This window comes from Pseudomonas sp. R1-43-08 (genome assembly GCF_003852255.1).
Lineage (GTDB): Bacteria > Pseudomonadota > Gammaproteobacteria > Pseudomonadales > Pseudomonadaceae > Aquipseudomonas.
Map to the genome: position 1 here is coordinate 3,176,358 of NZ_CP027734.1, position 15,764 is coordinate 3,192,121.

A 15,764-nucleotide genomic window follows, 5' to 3' on the forward strand; every position below is an offset into this window, starting at 1 on the left:
ATGCGTGGAATCAACCTTTCGGAACTGGCGGTCAAGCACCGCGCCGTCACGCTGTTCCTGATCATTGCGATTATTGCTGCCGGGATCTTCTCGTTCGGCAAACTGGGGCGCGCCGAAGACCCCTCGTTTACGGTCAAGGTCATGACCATCACCGCCGCCTGGCCCGGCGCCACTGCCGAAGAAATGCAGGAACAAGTGGCCGACCGCCTGGAAAAGCGCCTGCAGGAACTGGACTACTACGACCGCGTCGAGACCATCGCCCAACCGGGTTTCCTCTCGATGCGCATGACCTTTCTTGAATCCACGCGCCCGAGCGAGATACAGGAGCTGTTCTACCAGACCCGTAAAAAGCTCAGCGACGAAGCCGCGAAACTGCCCAAGGGCGTGATCGGGCCGTTTTTCAACGATGAGTATTCGGACGTCTACTTTGCGCTGTATGCCCTGGAGGCCGAACAGCTGCCCCATCGCCAGCAGGTGCAAATGGCCGAAGCGCTGCGCCAGGGCCTGCTCAACCTGCCGGGAGTGAAGAAGGTCAATATCCTTGGCGAGCAGGCTCAGCGCGTGTTTGTCGAGTTCTCCTATGAGCGCCTGGCGACCCTGGGCATCAAGCCCGAACAGATCTTCGCCGCCCTCGCCGCGCAAAACGCCGTGGCGCCCTCGGGCTTCGTCGAAACCGCCGGCGCCCGCGCCTACATCCGTATCGATGGCGCCTTCGACAGCCTGGCGCTGATCGAGAACGTGCCGGTGCAAGCCAATGGCCGGGTGCTGCGCATCGCCGATGTGGCCACCGTCAGGCGTGGCTATGAAGACCCGCCCAGCTACCGCATCCGCCACCAGGGCGACCCGGCGCTGATGCTCGGGGTCATCATGCAGAAGCATTGGAACGGCCTGGAACTGGACAAAAGCCTGCAGGCCCAGGAAGCCCGAATCCAGGCCGACCTGCCCCTGGGCGTAAATTTTGCCAAGGTGTCCGACCAGGCGAAAAACATCAGCCTGGCGGTGAACGAGTTCATGCTCAAGTTCTTCGTCGCCCTGGCCGTGGTGATGCTGATCAGCCTGTTGGCCCTGGGCTTTCGCGTCGGGCTGGTGGTGGCGGCGGCCGTGCCGCTGACGCTGTCGATCGTGTTTGTGATCATGCTCGTCACCGGCCGTGAATTCGACCGCGTCACCCTCGGTGCCCTGATCATTTCCCTGGGCCTGTTGGTGGACGACGCCATCATCGCCATCGAAATGATGGTGGTGAAACTCGAAGAAGGCTTTGACCGCATCCATGCGGCCACCTATGCCTGGAGCTCCACGGCGGCGCCCATGCTGACCGGCACGCTGGTAACGATCATCGGCTTTTTACCCGTGGGGTTCGCGCGATCCGGTGCGGGCGAGTACGCCGGGAATATCTTCTGGATCGTAGGCTTTGCCTTGATTTCATCCTGGTTGGTGGCGGTGGTGTTCACGCCGTATCTGGGCGTGAAGCTGTTGCCGCAGATCAAGCCGGTGCCCGGCGGGCATGATGCGATTTACGCCGGGCGCTATTACCAGAAACTGCGCGGCCTGGTGGAGGCCTGTGTACGAGGGCGCTGGCTGGTGACCGGGCTGGTGGTGGCGGCGTTTGTGCTGTGCGGCCTGGGGATGGCGGTGGTGAAGAAACAGTTCTTTCCCGATTCCGACCGTTCCGAGCTGATTCTGGAGGTGTACATGCCGCCCGGCAGCGCGTTCAAAAGCACCGAAGCGGTGGCGGCGCAGGTGGAAAAAGCCCTGCTGCAGGAACCGCAGACAAGCCTGGTCGACACCTATGTAGGCGGCGGCGCGCCGCGCTTTTTCCTGTCGTTGAACCCTGAGCTGCCGGACCCGGCGTTCGCCAAGCTGATCGTGCAAACCCCGGATTCCCACGCCCGCGATGCCTTGAAAGTGCGCATGCGCGAGCGCATCGCTGCCGGCGAGTTTCCAGCGGCGCGGGTGCGCGTCACGCAACTGGTGTTCGGCCCGCCGGTGCCGTTCCCCGTGGTGTTCCGTGTGTCCGGGCCGGACCTTGACACGCTGCGCGGGCTGTCCGAGCAGGTGCGTCAAGTGGTGGCCGGCAACTCGCTGACTCGCGACGCCTTTCTCGAATGGGGCGAGCGCGCCAGCGGATACCGCCTGGTGCTCGACCAGGATCGCCTGCGCCTGCTGGGTTTCACCCCGGACGAGGTCAAGTCCCAGCTCAACGCCCTGCTCAGCGGCAACCCGATCACCGAAGTGCGTGAAGGCAACCGCACCGTGTCCGTGGTGGCCCGCGCCCAGGGCAGCCAACGCGAAGACCTCGGCAACCTCAACAACATGACCCTGACCAACAGCGCCGGCACGTCGGTGCCGCTGGCCCAGGTCGGGCATTTCCAGGCGGTGATGGAAGAACCGATCCTCAAGCGCCGCAACCGCGCCACCACCGTGGAAGTGCGCGCCGACATCATCGACGGCGTACAACCGCCCGATGTGGAAATGGCCGTGTACAAAGACCTGCAGCCGCTGATCGCCCAACTGCCCACCGGCTACCGGATCGACATCGGCGGCCCGGTGGAAGAAAGCGCCAAGGCCAACGTCGCCCTGGCGGCGCTGTTCCCGATCATGATCCTGCTGACCCTCACGGTGATCATGTTCCAGGTGCGCTCCTTCGGCGTGATGTTGATGGTCTTCGCCACCGCGCCGCTGGGCCTGATTGGCGCGGTGCCGACCTTGTTGCTGTTCAACCAGCCGTTCGGGTTCAACGCGATCCTCGGGCTGATCGGCATCGGCGGCATTCTGATGCGCAATACACTGATCTTCACCGACCAGATTCGCCAGAACCAGGACCACGGCATGCCGATCCGCGAGGCCATCGTCGAGGCCACCGTGCGCCGAGCGCGGCCGGTGATCCTCACCGCACTGGCGGCGGCGCTGGCGTTCATTCCGCTGACGCTGTCGGTGTTCTGGTCGTCCCTGGCTTATGTACTGATCGGCGGCGTGCTGGTGGGCACGGTCTTGACGCTGCTGTTCCTGCCGGCGCTATGCAGCCTGGTGCTGCGCGACAGGGTTGCTGAAACTTCCCACGTAACCGCCGGATAAGCTCTACTCCCCTGCCCTGAAAACCTCTGCAAAGTCCTTCGCCTGATTAAACAGTGCGAGGGAATGCAGATGGTTTTTTTCGTTAGGGCCCTGTTTAACGGGGCCATCGCTTGAACCCGGCTATTGGCAGGCTGGCCCTGACGCCCATGGACGTGAAGAAGCTCGACATTGAGAGCGTCTTCCGTGACTTTCGCGCTTGCCTGAATACATTTGACGAATGGGCTTTGAGTTTTTGGAGCGTCTCGGCGCTGGATGTCGAACAGGTATTCAAGGTTGGGGATGAGGTGACGTTGGTCGCCCCCATCAACCGTTCGATCTTCCCCAGCAGCACCGTCGCTACATGCCAGGCCACGGGTACCTTGACCCTGGCGCACATGTTCCAGAGCACGCGCTTCGTGCCTATCGGCAACACGCCGGTGCTGCTGCAACGCGTCGACCCAAACGGCGGCCCGTTGGGCGAGCCCATTCACAAGACCATCGGCCCAAGCGGCATCCTCGAAGTTTCCGAGTGTGATCGCAACCAGCGCTACCGGGTCAGCTTTTACCCCAACGTTTCCCAGGATCACGTCAAGGCACTGTACGCGTCCTACCAGTCGGTGATCGCGGAGTTGGAAACGCGGCTGCGCAAAGAGTGGACCGGCACCTTTGAGGCACAGTGGAAAAACTACACAGACGTTAGCCCCCTCGACCGACGACGGCTGCTGGAAACGGCGTTTCTCAGTGGCATGGGCAAAGCGCTTTATAGCCTGTGGGACAACATTACCGAGCTGTACGACCTGCTGGCGGACCTCAAGCCCGACAGCGAAAAGTTATTGCAGTACCTCTCTCAAGTCGAACTCGATGAGCTGCTGAAGCTGGGCAAGGAGACGCTTGCCCAGGGGCTGCTCGTGCTCAGTGATGAGCCACTGTTGTTTATCCATTTGTCGGCGATGGTCAGCTGGATGCGCATGCTGCCGCCGCCGGAGATGACTGAACTATGGGGCGAAATCACTGGTGAGGTGCTGATCAACCTGCTGCTGATTCGCGTGTTAGGGGCGATGGGGTTGGCGGTGCGGTTGGGGCCCCAGGTACTCAGTCATGTTAGATCCGGGCGGGCGCGGGCGTTGTTGGAGCTGCTGGCCAAGCAGGTTGTGGGGCCTGGGCTGGAAACCCATGTGGAGGCGGCCAAGCCGTCGCTGCTGAGCAGTGCGGCGACGCCGATCAAGGCGGTGCCGGTGGCCCCGTTGAAGGCGGGCGACACGCTGGTTTCGAATCCGGTGCCGGCGGTGCGCAGCAAGACCCAGCGTACGGCGCTGGTTCGGCAGGAGCATGTGGATGATGTGCCTGCTGTTGCGTCGAATCCGAAGGGCGATGCGGCGGCTCCGGCGGACAAGACCGTCACCCACGGCTGCCCGGTGTCGATGGTCACCGGCGAGGAACTGCTGACCCTTACCGATGGCGCGCTGGATGGGATCTTGTCGTTCGAGTGGACGCGCTTGTATCGCACCAGTGCGGTGGAAGTGGACTGTGGCTTGGGGTTTGGTTGGAGTCATGCGCTGGCGCACAGGCTTGTGGTGGCGGGCGACTCGGTGGTGTGGACCGACCATGAGAATCGCTCGACCACCCTGCCCTTGCCGACGGTGGCTCGGCCGGCGATTACCAACAGCCTGGCGGAAACGGCGATTTATTTGGGGTCGTTGCCTGGTGAACTGGTGCTGGCCCAGGGGTCGCGCTTCTACCACTTTCGCGACGGAGTGCTGACGGCGATCAGCGATGCGTATGACAACCGGTTGTTGGTTGTTCGGGATCGGTTGGGACGGATTGAGCGGCTGGATAACGGCGTGGGCCGCTCTTTGCTCTTGCGCTACGAGCTGGATCGCATCGTGGCGGTGGACTACCAGGTTCATCGCGCCACAGGGCATGAACCCTTCGTCTGGGTGACCGAGCAGAACGTCGTTTCCTACGCCTATGACGATGCTGGACGACTGGTTTCAGCGACAAACGCTGTCGGTGAAAGCGAGATTTATCGGTACGACGATCAGCACGTCATTCTTGAACGGCAGCTGGCCGGTGGGGCGAGTTTCTTTTGGGAATGGGAGCGCGCTGGCAAGGCAGCGCGCTGTGTCCGGCATTGGGCCAGTTTTTCGCAGATGGACACGCGGTATGTCTGGGGCGATGACGGTCGAGTCACCGTGCACAACGCCGACGGCAGCCAGGAAGTTTACGTACATGACCAGCGGGCGCGGCTGATACAGCGCATCGATCCCGACGGCGCCCAGCACTTCAAATCCTACGATGACAAGGGCCGCCTGACCGTCGAGCAGGACCCGCTGGGTGCGGTGACGGCCTATCAATACGACGACGCCGGACGCTTGGTCGCGCTGTTTCCGGGGGATGACGAGCCAACGGCCTACGAGCATGACAACGGTTTCGTACGGGTTATGCGCCGTGGCCAAGCGGTCTGGAAATACGAGCGTAATGACCAGGGCGATGTCATTCGCAAGATCGATCCGGATGGCAACGCGACTGACTACAGCTACGACAAACAGGGGCAATTGACCGGGGTTTGGTACCCCGACAACAGCTGCCATCGCTTGGTGTGGAATGAGCGCGGGCAGCTCGTTGAAGAGCAGTTACCGAATGGCGGGATCAAGCGCTATCGCTATGACGACCTGGGCCGGCAGGTTGCGCGTGAGGATGAACAAGGCGCGCTGACCCAGTATCAATGGGACGCCGTAGGTCGGTTAACTCGCTTGGTACTGCCGGACGGTGCCACGCGAGAGTTCAGCTACAACCCCTATGGAAAAATCATCGCCGAACGCGATGAATTGGGCCACGTTACCCGCTACGAATATGCCGACGGCCTGCACCTGATCAGCCGCCGCATCAATGCCGACGGCACCCAGGTCAAGTATCGCTACGACAACGCCCGCTTACTGCTGACCGCCATCGAAAACGAAGTCGGCGAAACCTACCAGCTCGACTACCACCCCAACGGCCTGATCCACCAGGAAACCGGCTTTGACGGCCAACGCACCGCCTACGCCTACGACCTCAACGGCAACCTGCTGGAGAAAACGGAACACGGCGACGACGGCAGTCAGCTCGTCACTCAATACCATCGCGACCATGCCGGTCGCCTCGTAAGAAAAACCCTGCCCGACGGCAATACGGTTGAATACACCTACGACCGCCAAGGCAACCTCCTCAGCGTCGACGACGGCCACTGGTTCCTGGCCTACGAATACGACCGCCAAAACCGCCTCACTGCCGAACACCAAGGCTGGGGCACGCTGCGCTACGGCTACGACGCCTGCGGCCAGTTAAAAAACCTGCGCCTGCCAGACAACAACCGCCTCACCTTCAACCACGACAAAGGCGGCCACCTTGCCACTGTCGAACTGAACGGAGAAGTGCTCACCTCGCATCTGTTCAAGAGCGGTCGCGAACACCAACGCCAACAAGGCCAACTCCTCAGCCACTACCACTACGACGAGCAAAACCGGCTACATACCCACGCCGTCACGCAACAGCAAAACCACCTCTACCAACGCCACTACGACTACGACAAAACCGGCAACCTCACCCGCCTGCACGACACCCGCAAAGGCGAACACCTTTACCGCTACGACCCACTCCACCGCCTGGCCCGCGCCGATCACTCGCAAGACGTCCAGGAACGCTTCGGCCACAACCCGGCCGGCAACTTGCTGATGCAGGACAGGCCGGGCCCGGATATCGTCGCGGGCAATCGGCTGGTGATCCAAGGCGATCACCATTACGACTATGACGCCTTCGGCAACCTGATCCGCGAGCGGCGTGGCAAGGGCCATCAACTCGTTACCGAATACCGCTACGACTGCCAGCATCGGTTGATCGGCATCACCAAGCCCAACGGCCAAACCGCCAGTTATCGCTACGATCCGTTTGGGCGGCGTATCAACAAAACCGTCGACGGCATCACCACGGAGTTCTTCTGGCAAGGCGACAAAGTAGTCGCTGAGCATCACGCGGATCGTCATCGTAGCTACCTCTACGAACCCGACAGCTTCCGCCCACTGGCACTGCTGGAAGGCTTCGGCCCACAAGAAACCAAGCCCTACCACTACCAACTCGACCACCTCGGCACCCCACAGGAACTCACCACGCCCGAAGGTGAAATCGTCTGGTCCGCCCACTACCGCGCCTACGGAGAAATCAGCCGCCTCGACGTAGGCAAAGTCGACAACCCGCTACGTTTCCAGGGCCAATACTTTGATCAAGAAAGCGGCCTGCACTACAACCGTCATCGCTACTACAATCCTGATATTGGTCGTTACCTGACGCCTGATCCGGTGAAGCTGGCGGGTGGGATCAACGCGTACCAGTACGTGCCCAATCCTACGGGATGGGTAGATCCGCTAGGGTTAAATTCATGTCCCGCTAGTGATGGATGCAAACCCACCAATGGCTTAGAAGATCCTATAAAAAAGGCTAAGGTCGACGGGGCCCAACCAACGCTACCCAGGGCAAATGAACGAAGAGCACGCATCGAAGCCTTGACCGAGGAAAACGCAAAACGGCGCGTGCTGGAACTTGAAGAGAAATATGACATGCACACAGTGACCAAACACGGACCTGAGATCACCGATACGGCGTTGAGACAAAGAGCTATTGACGGAACAGATCCCATCACCGGTTTGCCCAAACCGGATGGAAAAGGAAATTTAAGCTCTCAATTTCATAGTTGGAAAATGCAGCTAAACGCCTTGAATAAGGCATTGACACGTAAGTCTCTTGGGCTCGATCCGTTCAATGGTCAAGACCACAACAAAAACCCCATACTCAGGCTGGAGCTAACTGGAGCGGGAAGAGGATACAGACCTAACAAAAAAGATGCGGAAAACCCACACCTGAACGAAAATATGAATTGGTTTGAAGTAAAATTTGATAAAAACAATAAAAATCGACCATTCACCGCATTTCCTACCGAGAAAAAATAATGCTGAAAGACCCATTTTTAAATGAGCCGTTTGACCCAAGCCTAATGTGGTTTATCGGGGTATTTGATATTTACGACCGCGAGCAAGAGCTCGGTATGGAGCTCAGTAAATATGACCCAAATATCAAGTCAGACAGAGAGGAACTAATAAAGCATTACGCATTGAATTTGAGCTACCTATCGTATAGGCACAAGTACGCGCTAACTGAAAACTTAAAAGACAAACTGAATGACGAAACTTACAACTTCCATAGCTTATTTGAGATAAGCGAAGACGACACAGGATCGTGGCCAAGAGCCGAATGGTATGAACTGGATAACCCAAAAGATTTTCTAAGAGAGATTTATCTTCTAGCTAAAGATGTGTGGAAAGACGACCTTCAAAAAGCAAGCCGCGAAGACCAGTCAACTTGGTAGAAATGCCGACACTTTTCCGGAAAAATAAATTTCCTCGGGCGAGCGAGGCCGCGCGTCCGCTACAAAAAACTCGTCAGCCAAAGACCTGTGCTTGTAGCAACAAGCGCGCTTCAAATAAACCCGTAAACTTTCCAACCAAGAAATGAAAAAATGTTATTTCACCCAGACTCCGACACTATCCCCTTCGACGCCAGCCTTTACTATTTCGTGGGAACTTTTGATACTTATGACAGGGAGGAAACCAAGGGGAAGGAGCTCGCCTGCTTCAATCCTAATGACCGTGAAGATAGAGAAACTCTCATAGTAAAATACTGCCTGGATCCATACAAAAAATTGTCCTATCGACACAGGTATAAATTAACAGAAAACTTATCTATCGCACTAAACACCCAGAGTTTCAACTTCCACTCTTATTTTGAGGATGACCCAGAAAAGTGCTCTACTATGGCCTGGGACGAAACCGAAATAGCCGACCCCCGAGGTTTCTTCGCCGATATCTATCGCCTAGCCAATGAGGCCTGGAAAGACGATCTCGAAAAAGCCGGCCTCGAAGATCAATCAACTTGGTAAAACTAACACCGCTCTGCAAGACAACGCCACACCTTGCAGTGCACAAACTTGCCCGCCCTCGGCTGCGAGCGACGCCAGCAGGATAAGAATTAATCTGAAGTGCTTGCAACCAATACACTTAGAGTATTCTTCCTTGAATTCCACACGGTCAGGCACCAAATGCCCCACCACTCCAGCCCCCACTCGAAAAACTCACCCCAAGGCCGCTCCATTTGCAGACTGCCATCTGGTAATCGCTCCCATTTTTCCTCATACGCATCCACCCAATTTATGACCACGACGTCGTCCTGTACCTCAATACCGAGCAATTGCAACCACTCACAATATAGAGACTGAGCCTCACTCTCGCCTCTTTTAAACCGAGCGCTATAAGGTGGATGGCAAAAAGCACTATAGAGCGCAGTAGAATCGAATTGACTTTTTTGCATAACCGTCAGGTTTTGGACTTCAGCTAAGGTCAACGGCGTAGCCTCCGCACGTTCTACATCCCAATCCCAATCTGGAATCGGAGCATATTGAGAAGGAAGGTAGTCGCCTATCTCGGCCAGCTCTGGAGTTTTGTATGCTGCACCCTGATAGTAATCCATACCTAATAAAGCCTGCCGATGGATATGCTCATCAACAACAGTGTTGGGCTTTGGAGAAAAGACTACAAATTCAAATACACAACCTGCGGTGCGCATGCGTTCACGTAAAGAGGTGGTTCGTTCGTGTTCAACAACAGTTAAAAGAAACGGAGATTGCATTTTTATCCTTATGATTACTGTGATCGGTGGTCTCGCATTAAAACATGTTATACCTCAGATTAAATGCGCAATGTCTTGCGCACAGACCTGTAACGCACGCCGTCAGTGCGTTTACCGATTTGTAGCTAAATGCATCTAACAGCTAAGCATCAATAATTCAGATTACCCCACCCCTAATGCAAGAAACCCTCGACAACAAGATCCAGCCGATAAAATCGAAAAATCCTACAACGCATTCTCAAGAATCGAGCAATGCCATGCTTGCGCTGGCCCGCGAAGCTGCCCCAATCAAGGCGATGAGATGTGTCAAGTGGTTTAGAAGTAATATATAAAAGCCTGAATAACGTCGAAGTCAGATTCGACAACGAGGACAATTCGCCCATTCACTGCATTTCCGTACTGAGGTCACAATATTGAAATCGCCATTTGGAAATATGCCTTTTACTCCCAAGATCTCTTATATTTTGGCAGCACTGTCAATATACGACCTAGAGGAGACCAAAGGCGAAGCGCTCTGGAGATATAATCCTAACGACGCCAAAGAGCGAGAAACAATAATAAAGGACTTTATTCTCAAAGACCTTATGTACCTTACTTACAGGCATCGCTTCATATTAATAACAATGCTTCAAACTGCTTTAAAAAACCCTGAATTTGACTTCGCCAAGGAATTCGAAAGCGATTACGACGAATATATAACAATGGCCTGGGACGAAACTGAAATAGCCGACCCCCGAGGTTTCTTCGCTGACATCTACCGACTCGCTAACGAGGCCTGGAAAGACGAACTCGAAAAAGCCAGCCGCGAAGACCAATCAACCTGGTAGCCCCCTGAAATAACATCCCCCTGTGGCGAGCAAGCAACCTCCCTCGCCACAAGTACACGACCCGCTCAGCGCTTGGAAAGCTCCATAATCATCCGACTCAACAAATACACCCGAGGCACCACACTCTCCACCTCGGCATATTCCTCCGGCGTGTGAATATTCCCGCCCACTATGCCAAACCCGTCCAGCGTCGGCGTCCCTACCCCGGCCGACAAGCTTGCATCCGCCGCGCCGCCGCTGCCTTCGATGGTCAGGGTTTTGCCCAGTTCGCCGTAGATGCCTTGGGCAATCGCGACCAGTTTGTCTGACTCCGCCGTTTGCGGCATCGGTGGCAAGCCGCGTTGCAGGCTGGTCTTCACTTCGGTGTCCGGGATCAGCTTGTTCGCGGAGACCCGCGCCAGGTCCTTCTCGATGCGGTCGAACTCTTCCGGCAGCGCGGCGCGTACGTCGGCCTTGGCGGTGGCTTGGTCGGGGATGACGTTGGTGCGGTCGCCAGCCTTGAGTACGGTGAAGTTGATGGTGGTTTTTTTCTCGGCGTCTCCCAGTTTGCCCAGTTGCAGGATCTGGTGTGCGGCTTCCATAGCGGCGTTGCGCCCCAGTTCAGGTGCGACGCCGGCGTGGGCGGCTTTGCCTTTGACTTCAACCACGGCGGTGGCGCTGCCTTTGCGCCAGACCACCAAGCCGTCGGCTGGGCGGCCGGGTTCCAGGTTGAGGGTTACGTCGTGGCCCTTGGCGGTGGTGCGGATCAGTTCGGAGGCGGCGTCGGAGCCGGTTTCTTCGCTGGCGTCGAGCAGGAAGGTGATTTGTGCATAGTCCTTGAAGCCTTGGTTTTTCAGGACTTTCAACGCGTAGATACCGGCGACGATGCCGCCCTTGTCGTCCATCACGCCGGGGCCATAGGCGCGGCCGTCCTTGATGTGGAATGGGCGTTCGGCGGCCGAGCCTTCCTTGAACACGGTGTCCATGTGCGCCATCAGCAGGATTTTGGCCTTGCCGGTGCCCTTGAGGGTGGCGATCACATGGCTGTTGTTGGCGGCTTTGTCCGGCACCAGCTCGATGCTGAAACCCAGCTGTTTCAATTCATCCACGGCGATGTCGCGCACTTGGGTCAGGCCGGGCTCGTAGCCGGAGCCGGAGTCGATATTCACCAGGCGCTCCAGCAGTTTCAGGGCCTCGGCCTTGTACTGTTCGGCGTCCGCCTGGATCGGCTTGTGGGGTTCGGCGCTGTAGGCCGGCACGGCGAAGGACAAGGCCAGGGTGGCGGCCAGCAGGGTACGGGGGAAGGTGAAGAGCATGGACCGATCCTTGTTTTTTGTTGAGGGGGTGCCGCCACACCCTACCCCACTAAACGGACCGCAACCAAGCCCCCTGCAGCGAACTGACCCGGTTGCGCCCGCTGCTTTTGGCCTCGTACAAAGCCTGGTCGGCGTCGTTGAGCCAGCTGGTGGCGTCGGCGTGGCTCGGCAGGTATGGCGCCAGGCCGATACTCAAACTGGCGCGCAAGGTCGGGTCCTGGGCATAGGCCAGGGCGTTGAAACGATCACGCAGGGCGTCCATCACTTCAGTGGCACGGTTGAGCGGCATGTCCGGCAGGATCACGCAGAACTCATCGCCGCCGTAGCGGCCGGCAAGGTCGGTGGCGCGCAGGTTCTGGCGCAATACCCGGCTCAACTGGCGCAGGACGATATCGCCGGTGACATGGCCATAGGTGTCGTTGATGATTTTGAAGTGGTCGATATCGATCAGCGCGATGGCCGCACCGGCCTGGCCGCGGCGGCAACGTTGGAACTCGATTTCCAGGTGATCCTTCCAGGCGCCATGGTTGAGCAGGCCCGACAGGCTGTCAGTGCGGCTCAGGGTCAGCAATTCGCGCTTGTGCCGCGCCAGGGTCACGGCCTGGCGGTAGCAGATCCAGCCCAGGGCCAGGGGATACAGCGTCAGGATCGGCAGGCAGGCATACAGCTGGGCCTGGGTGGTGACGCCGATGAATGCGGGCGCGACTATCAGCAGCGCGGTGGCGATGCCCAGGGCCTGGGCCACCCACCCCGCCAGCAAGAAGCGCGGCCCACCGATGGCGACGTTGTTCATGCTCATCATCGACAAGGTGGTGACGCTGGGCAGCGGGTTGAAGTGCATCGCGCCGACCCAGAAGCCGCCGCAGAAGGAATCGAACAGCAGGTTGCGGCGCTCACTGCGCAGGGTATGAGCGGCACGCAAAGACGCTTGGAACGCCAGGTGCGGCCAGATAAACGCGTTGATCAGCATCCAGGCCCACACCCATGGGGACGGGTTCAGCGGATACATGCCGAACGCCACACAAACAAAGCCGAGCCCCAGCCCCAGGAGGCGGGATTTGTACAAGCGCGAAGCGAGCGGAAGTCCATTTCCTCCGACGGCTGCCATGATGGGGGGTAATCCTGGGTGAGTCCCTGGAGTCTATCAGGGCGACGGCAAATCGCCACTACTGCTTACAGGCTGCTACTTCAGTGCGAAAACCCGCGTGCCAGCATCAATGCCACGCCGAGCAACATCACCGCCGTGATCCGCTGCAACATCACGCGCCGCTTGGGGTTTTCCAGCACATGTTTGATGCGCTGGCCGAAATAGCAGTACAGGCAACCACTGGCAAATTGCAGCAACAGGAAGGTCAAGCCGAGGATCGCGATATCCGCCGCCGAGCTGTGCTCCCCGGCCCCGGCGAACTGCGGGAAGACGGCGCTGAACATGATGATGGTCTTGGGGTTGGAAAAGCCGGTCAACAAGCCCTTGCCGAACAGGCTGCGCGAGCCCTCCACCGCGCCGGCCTTGTCAATCGACACGCCGCTGCTGGTCCACTGCTTGTAGGCCAGGTAAAGAATGTAGGCCACGCCGACAAACTGGATGGCCTGGGTAATCGCGAGGTTGCCCTTGATCAGCTCGGAAAAGCCCACGGCGAAGATCAGGATCGAAATCAGGTACGACACACTGGCACCGAGCTGCGCCGGGATCGAACTGCGCAGGCCGTCCTTCAGGCCCAGGCTCAATAACAACAGGGTCATGGGGCCGGGACTGAAGGTCATGGTCGCGCAAAACAACAGGAAGTAGAGAAACGAAGACAGCGTTAACGCACTTGTCATGGTCAGGGACCTTGAATGGATAGGGCAACAACAACGGTCAATTGCTGGCGAGATGGCGCGCAGTCTGGGGGAATGGCATTGCGACAGGCAGGTAAAGTGATGCCTAATCGGGCCTGACTTCACCGGTAAAAGTACCGGCAAACAAAAGGACGCTTCATGTTGGTATCCGCCATCGCCTTTGTGGAAGGCACACCCAAGGTCCAGCAGATCGTGGAGGCCTTCAGCCAGGCCATCGAGGCCGGTGAATGGGCGCCCGGCAGCAAGTTGCCGTCGGTGCGGGCGTTGACCGAAATCCTCGGCGTCAGCAAATTCACCCTCAATGAGGCCCTGGACCGTCTGCGCGGGCGCAATCTGCTCGCCTCCAGCCAGGGCCGTGGCTATTTCGTGGCGATGGACACTGCGCGCCCGGCGTCGGTGACCTGGGTCGACCTGCTGCCCCAGGACCTGCTCAGCGTGTTGCGCCGCCCCTTGACGACCGCCAGTGGCGAGCTGCGCCCCGGCGGCGGGCACTTGCCGGAAGACTGGTTGAACGGCGAAGCCATCCGCCAGGCCATGCGCAGCGTGGTGCGCGCGCCGTCGCTGCGCATCGCCGGGCTCGGCACGCCGGCCGGGCTGTTGCCGTTGCGCCAGGCGCTGCAACAGAAACTGCACGGCGAGGGCCTGTCGGTGCCGGTGGAACAGATCATCACCACGCCCAACACCGTGCAAGGCCTGGACATGCTCATGCGCCTGCTGGTGCGTCCCGGCGACACGGTGCTGCTGGACGCGCCGTGCTACTTCAACTTCCACGCCAACCTGGCCCTGCATGGGGTCAAGGTGGTGACCCTGGAACGTCGCCCCGACGGCTTCGACTTCACCGCCCTGGAACACCTGCTGGCCGAACACCGGCCCAGCCTGTACCTGACCACCAGCGTCTTGCATAACCCCACCGGTCATTCCTTCAGTCCCAGCCAGGCGTTTCGCCTGCTGCAACTGACCCAGCAATACCACTGCCATATCGTCGAGGATGACCTCTACGGCGACCTGCACCCCAACCCGCCGCCACGCCTGGCCGCCGTCGCCGGGCTGGATCAGGTCACCTACCTGTCGGGGTTCTCCAAGATCCTCAGCGCCAACACCCGCGTCAGTTACGTGGTGGCCGCGCCACAACTGGCCGCCAACCTGACCAATATGAAGTTGATGAGCGGCGGCGTGACCTCGGAGCTGTTCGAGCAGATCGTGTACCGCATGCTCAGTGAAGGCAGTTATGCCAAGCACCGCAAGCGCATGGTCCAGCGCCTGATGGAAGCCGGTGGGCGCGTCGAGCAGTGGCTCAAGCGCTGCGGTTGCGAACTGCCGATGGCGTTTGAAGGCGGCATGTTTATCTGGGCGCGCCTGCCGACCGGCGTCAACGGCGAACTGCTGGCCCAGGAAGCCTTGAAGCGCAGCATGGTGCTGGCGCCCGGCACGCTGTTCGGCTACGACCCGGCGCATCGCGACCTGATGCGGTTCAATGTGGCCCACAGTGATGAGCCGCGGGTGCAGCGGGTATTTGAGGCATTGTTGGTGCAGGCGGTACGGGCAGCTTGAGTGGCGGTGCCGTCACCCCGGCAACGGCATCACCCGCAACGGCCGCACCGACTTGTAGGAAAAGCTCGAATAGATTTCTTTCACACAGGGCAACGTCTGCAGGACTTCCCTGGCGAATTCGCCGAATGACTCCAGGTCCTTGGCCACCACTTCCAGCAGGAAGTCATAGCGCCCCGACACGTTGTGGCAGGCCACAATCTCTGGAATCGCCAACAGCCGCTGCTCGAACGCCCGGGCGATTTCCTGGGTGTGACTTTCCATCATGATGCTGACGAAGGCGGTCACGCCATAGCCCAGGGCCTTGGGAGACAGGATCGCCTGGTAACCGCTGATCACCCCACTCTCTTCCAGGTTGCGCACCCGTCGCCAGCACGGCGACGTGGTCAGCGCAACGCGCTCGGCCAGTTCGGCCACGGTCAGGCGGGCGTTGCCCTGCAACGCGTTTAAAAGGGCTTTATCGGTGCGGTCCAGGCTGACAGGCATA

General features: G+C 58.9%; 11 protein-coding genes. 6 read left to right on the top strand and 5 right to left on the bottom strand.

Annotated features, from left to right (window positions below; translation table 11 throughout):
* The 4 genes from C4J87_RS14475 to C4J87_RS14490 all read left to right on the top strand — a co-directional run bounded on the left by C4J87_RS14475 (window position 1) and on the right by C4J87_RS14490 (window position 9,022).
* Window positions 1-3,075: an efflux RND transporter permease subunit gene (locus C4J87_RS14475; RefSeq protein ID WP_124367346.1), complete on the top strand. Its 3,075-nt coding sequence runs from the start codon at window positions 1-3 to the stop codon at window positions 3,073-3,075.
* Between the two features lie 146 nt (window positions 3,076-3,221).
* Window positions 3,222-8,036: an RHS repeat-associated core domain-containing protein gene (locus C4J87_RS14480; protein WP_124368980.1), complete on the top strand. Its 4,815-nt coding sequence runs from the start codon at window positions 3,222-3,224 to the stop codon at window positions 8,034-8,036.
* Complete coding sequence (locus C4J87_RS14485; protein ID WP_164487662.1) at window positions 8,036-8,452, top strand: hypothetical protein; 417 nt, start codon at window positions 8,036-8,038, stop codon at window positions 8,450-8,452. Before C4J87_RS14480 ends, C4J87_RS14485 begins: the two co-directional genes overlap by 1 nt.
* A gap of 150 nt (window positions 8,453-8,602) precedes the next feature.
* A complete protein-coding gene (locus C4J87_RS14490; RefSeq protein WP_124367348.1) occupies window positions 8,603-9,022 on the top strand; it encodes a hypothetical protein in 420 nt (139 codons plus the stop codon).
* A gap of 89 nt (window positions 9,023-9,111) precedes the next feature.
* On the opposite strand, the gene C4J87_RS14495 is transcribed toward C4J87_RS14490, so the two are convergent.
* The gene (locus C4J87_RS14495) at window positions 9,112-9,768 is read right to left on the bottom strand and encodes a hypothetical protein (RefSeq protein WP_124367349.1); all 657 of its coding nucleotides are present in this window, start codon (window positions 9,766-9,768) and stop codon (window positions 9,112-9,114) included.
* A gap of 413 nt (window positions 9,769-10,181) precedes the next feature.
* Between C4J87_RS14495 and C4J87_RS14500 the strand changes: the two genes are divergently transcribed.
* Window positions 10,182-10,595 carry a hypothetical protein gene (locus C4J87_RS14500; RefSeq protein ID WP_305955276.1) on the top strand — a complete coding sequence of 138 codons (414 nt, stop codon included), beginning with the start codon at window positions 10,182-10,184 and terminating at the stop codon, window positions 10,593-10,595.
* A gap of 65 nt (window positions 10,596-10,660) precedes the next feature.
* Here the strand turns inward: C4J87_RS14500 and C4J87_RS14505 are convergent, their stop codons facing one another.
* From C4J87_RS14505 to C4J87_RS14515, 3 genes are all read right to left on the bottom strand, one after another.
* Window positions 10,661-11,890, bottom strand: coding sequence for a M20/M25/M40 family metallo-hydrolase (locus C4J87_RS14505; protein WP_124367351.1), 1,230 nt, complete (start codon window positions 11,888-11,890; stop codon window positions 10,661-10,663).
* A gap of 49 nt (window positions 11,891-11,939) precedes the next feature.
* Window positions 11,940-12,998: a diguanylate cyclase gene (locus tag C4J87_RS14510; protein ID WP_124367352.1), complete on the bottom strand. Its 1,059-nt coding sequence runs from the start codon at window positions 12,996-12,998 to the stop codon at window positions 11,940-11,942.
* 80 nt (window positions 12,999-13,078) lie between these two features.
* Window positions 13,079-13,711: a LysE family translocator gene (locus C4J87_RS14515; protein WP_124367353.1), complete on the bottom strand. Its 633-nt coding sequence runs from the start codon at window positions 13,709-13,711 to the stop codon at window positions 13,079-13,081.
* A 156-nt stretch (window positions 13,712-13,867) separates the two neighbouring features.
* Between C4J87_RS14515 and C4J87_RS14520 the strand changes: the two genes are divergently transcribed.
* A complete protein-coding gene (locus tag C4J87_RS14520) occupies window positions 13,868-15,280 on the top strand; it encodes a PLP-dependent aminotransferase family protein (protein ID WP_124367354.1) in 1,413 nt (470 codons plus the stop codon).
* Between the two features lie 12 nt (window positions 15,281-15,292).
* Here C4J87_RS14520 and C4J87_RS14525 read toward each other — a convergent pair whose 3' ends face one another.
* Complete coding sequence (locus C4J87_RS14525; protein ID WP_124367355.1) at window positions 15,293-15,763, bottom strand: Lrp/AsnC family transcriptional regulator; 471 nt, start codon at window positions 15,761-15,763, stop codon at window positions 15,293-15,295.
* Window position 15,764: the final 1 nt, after the last annotated feature.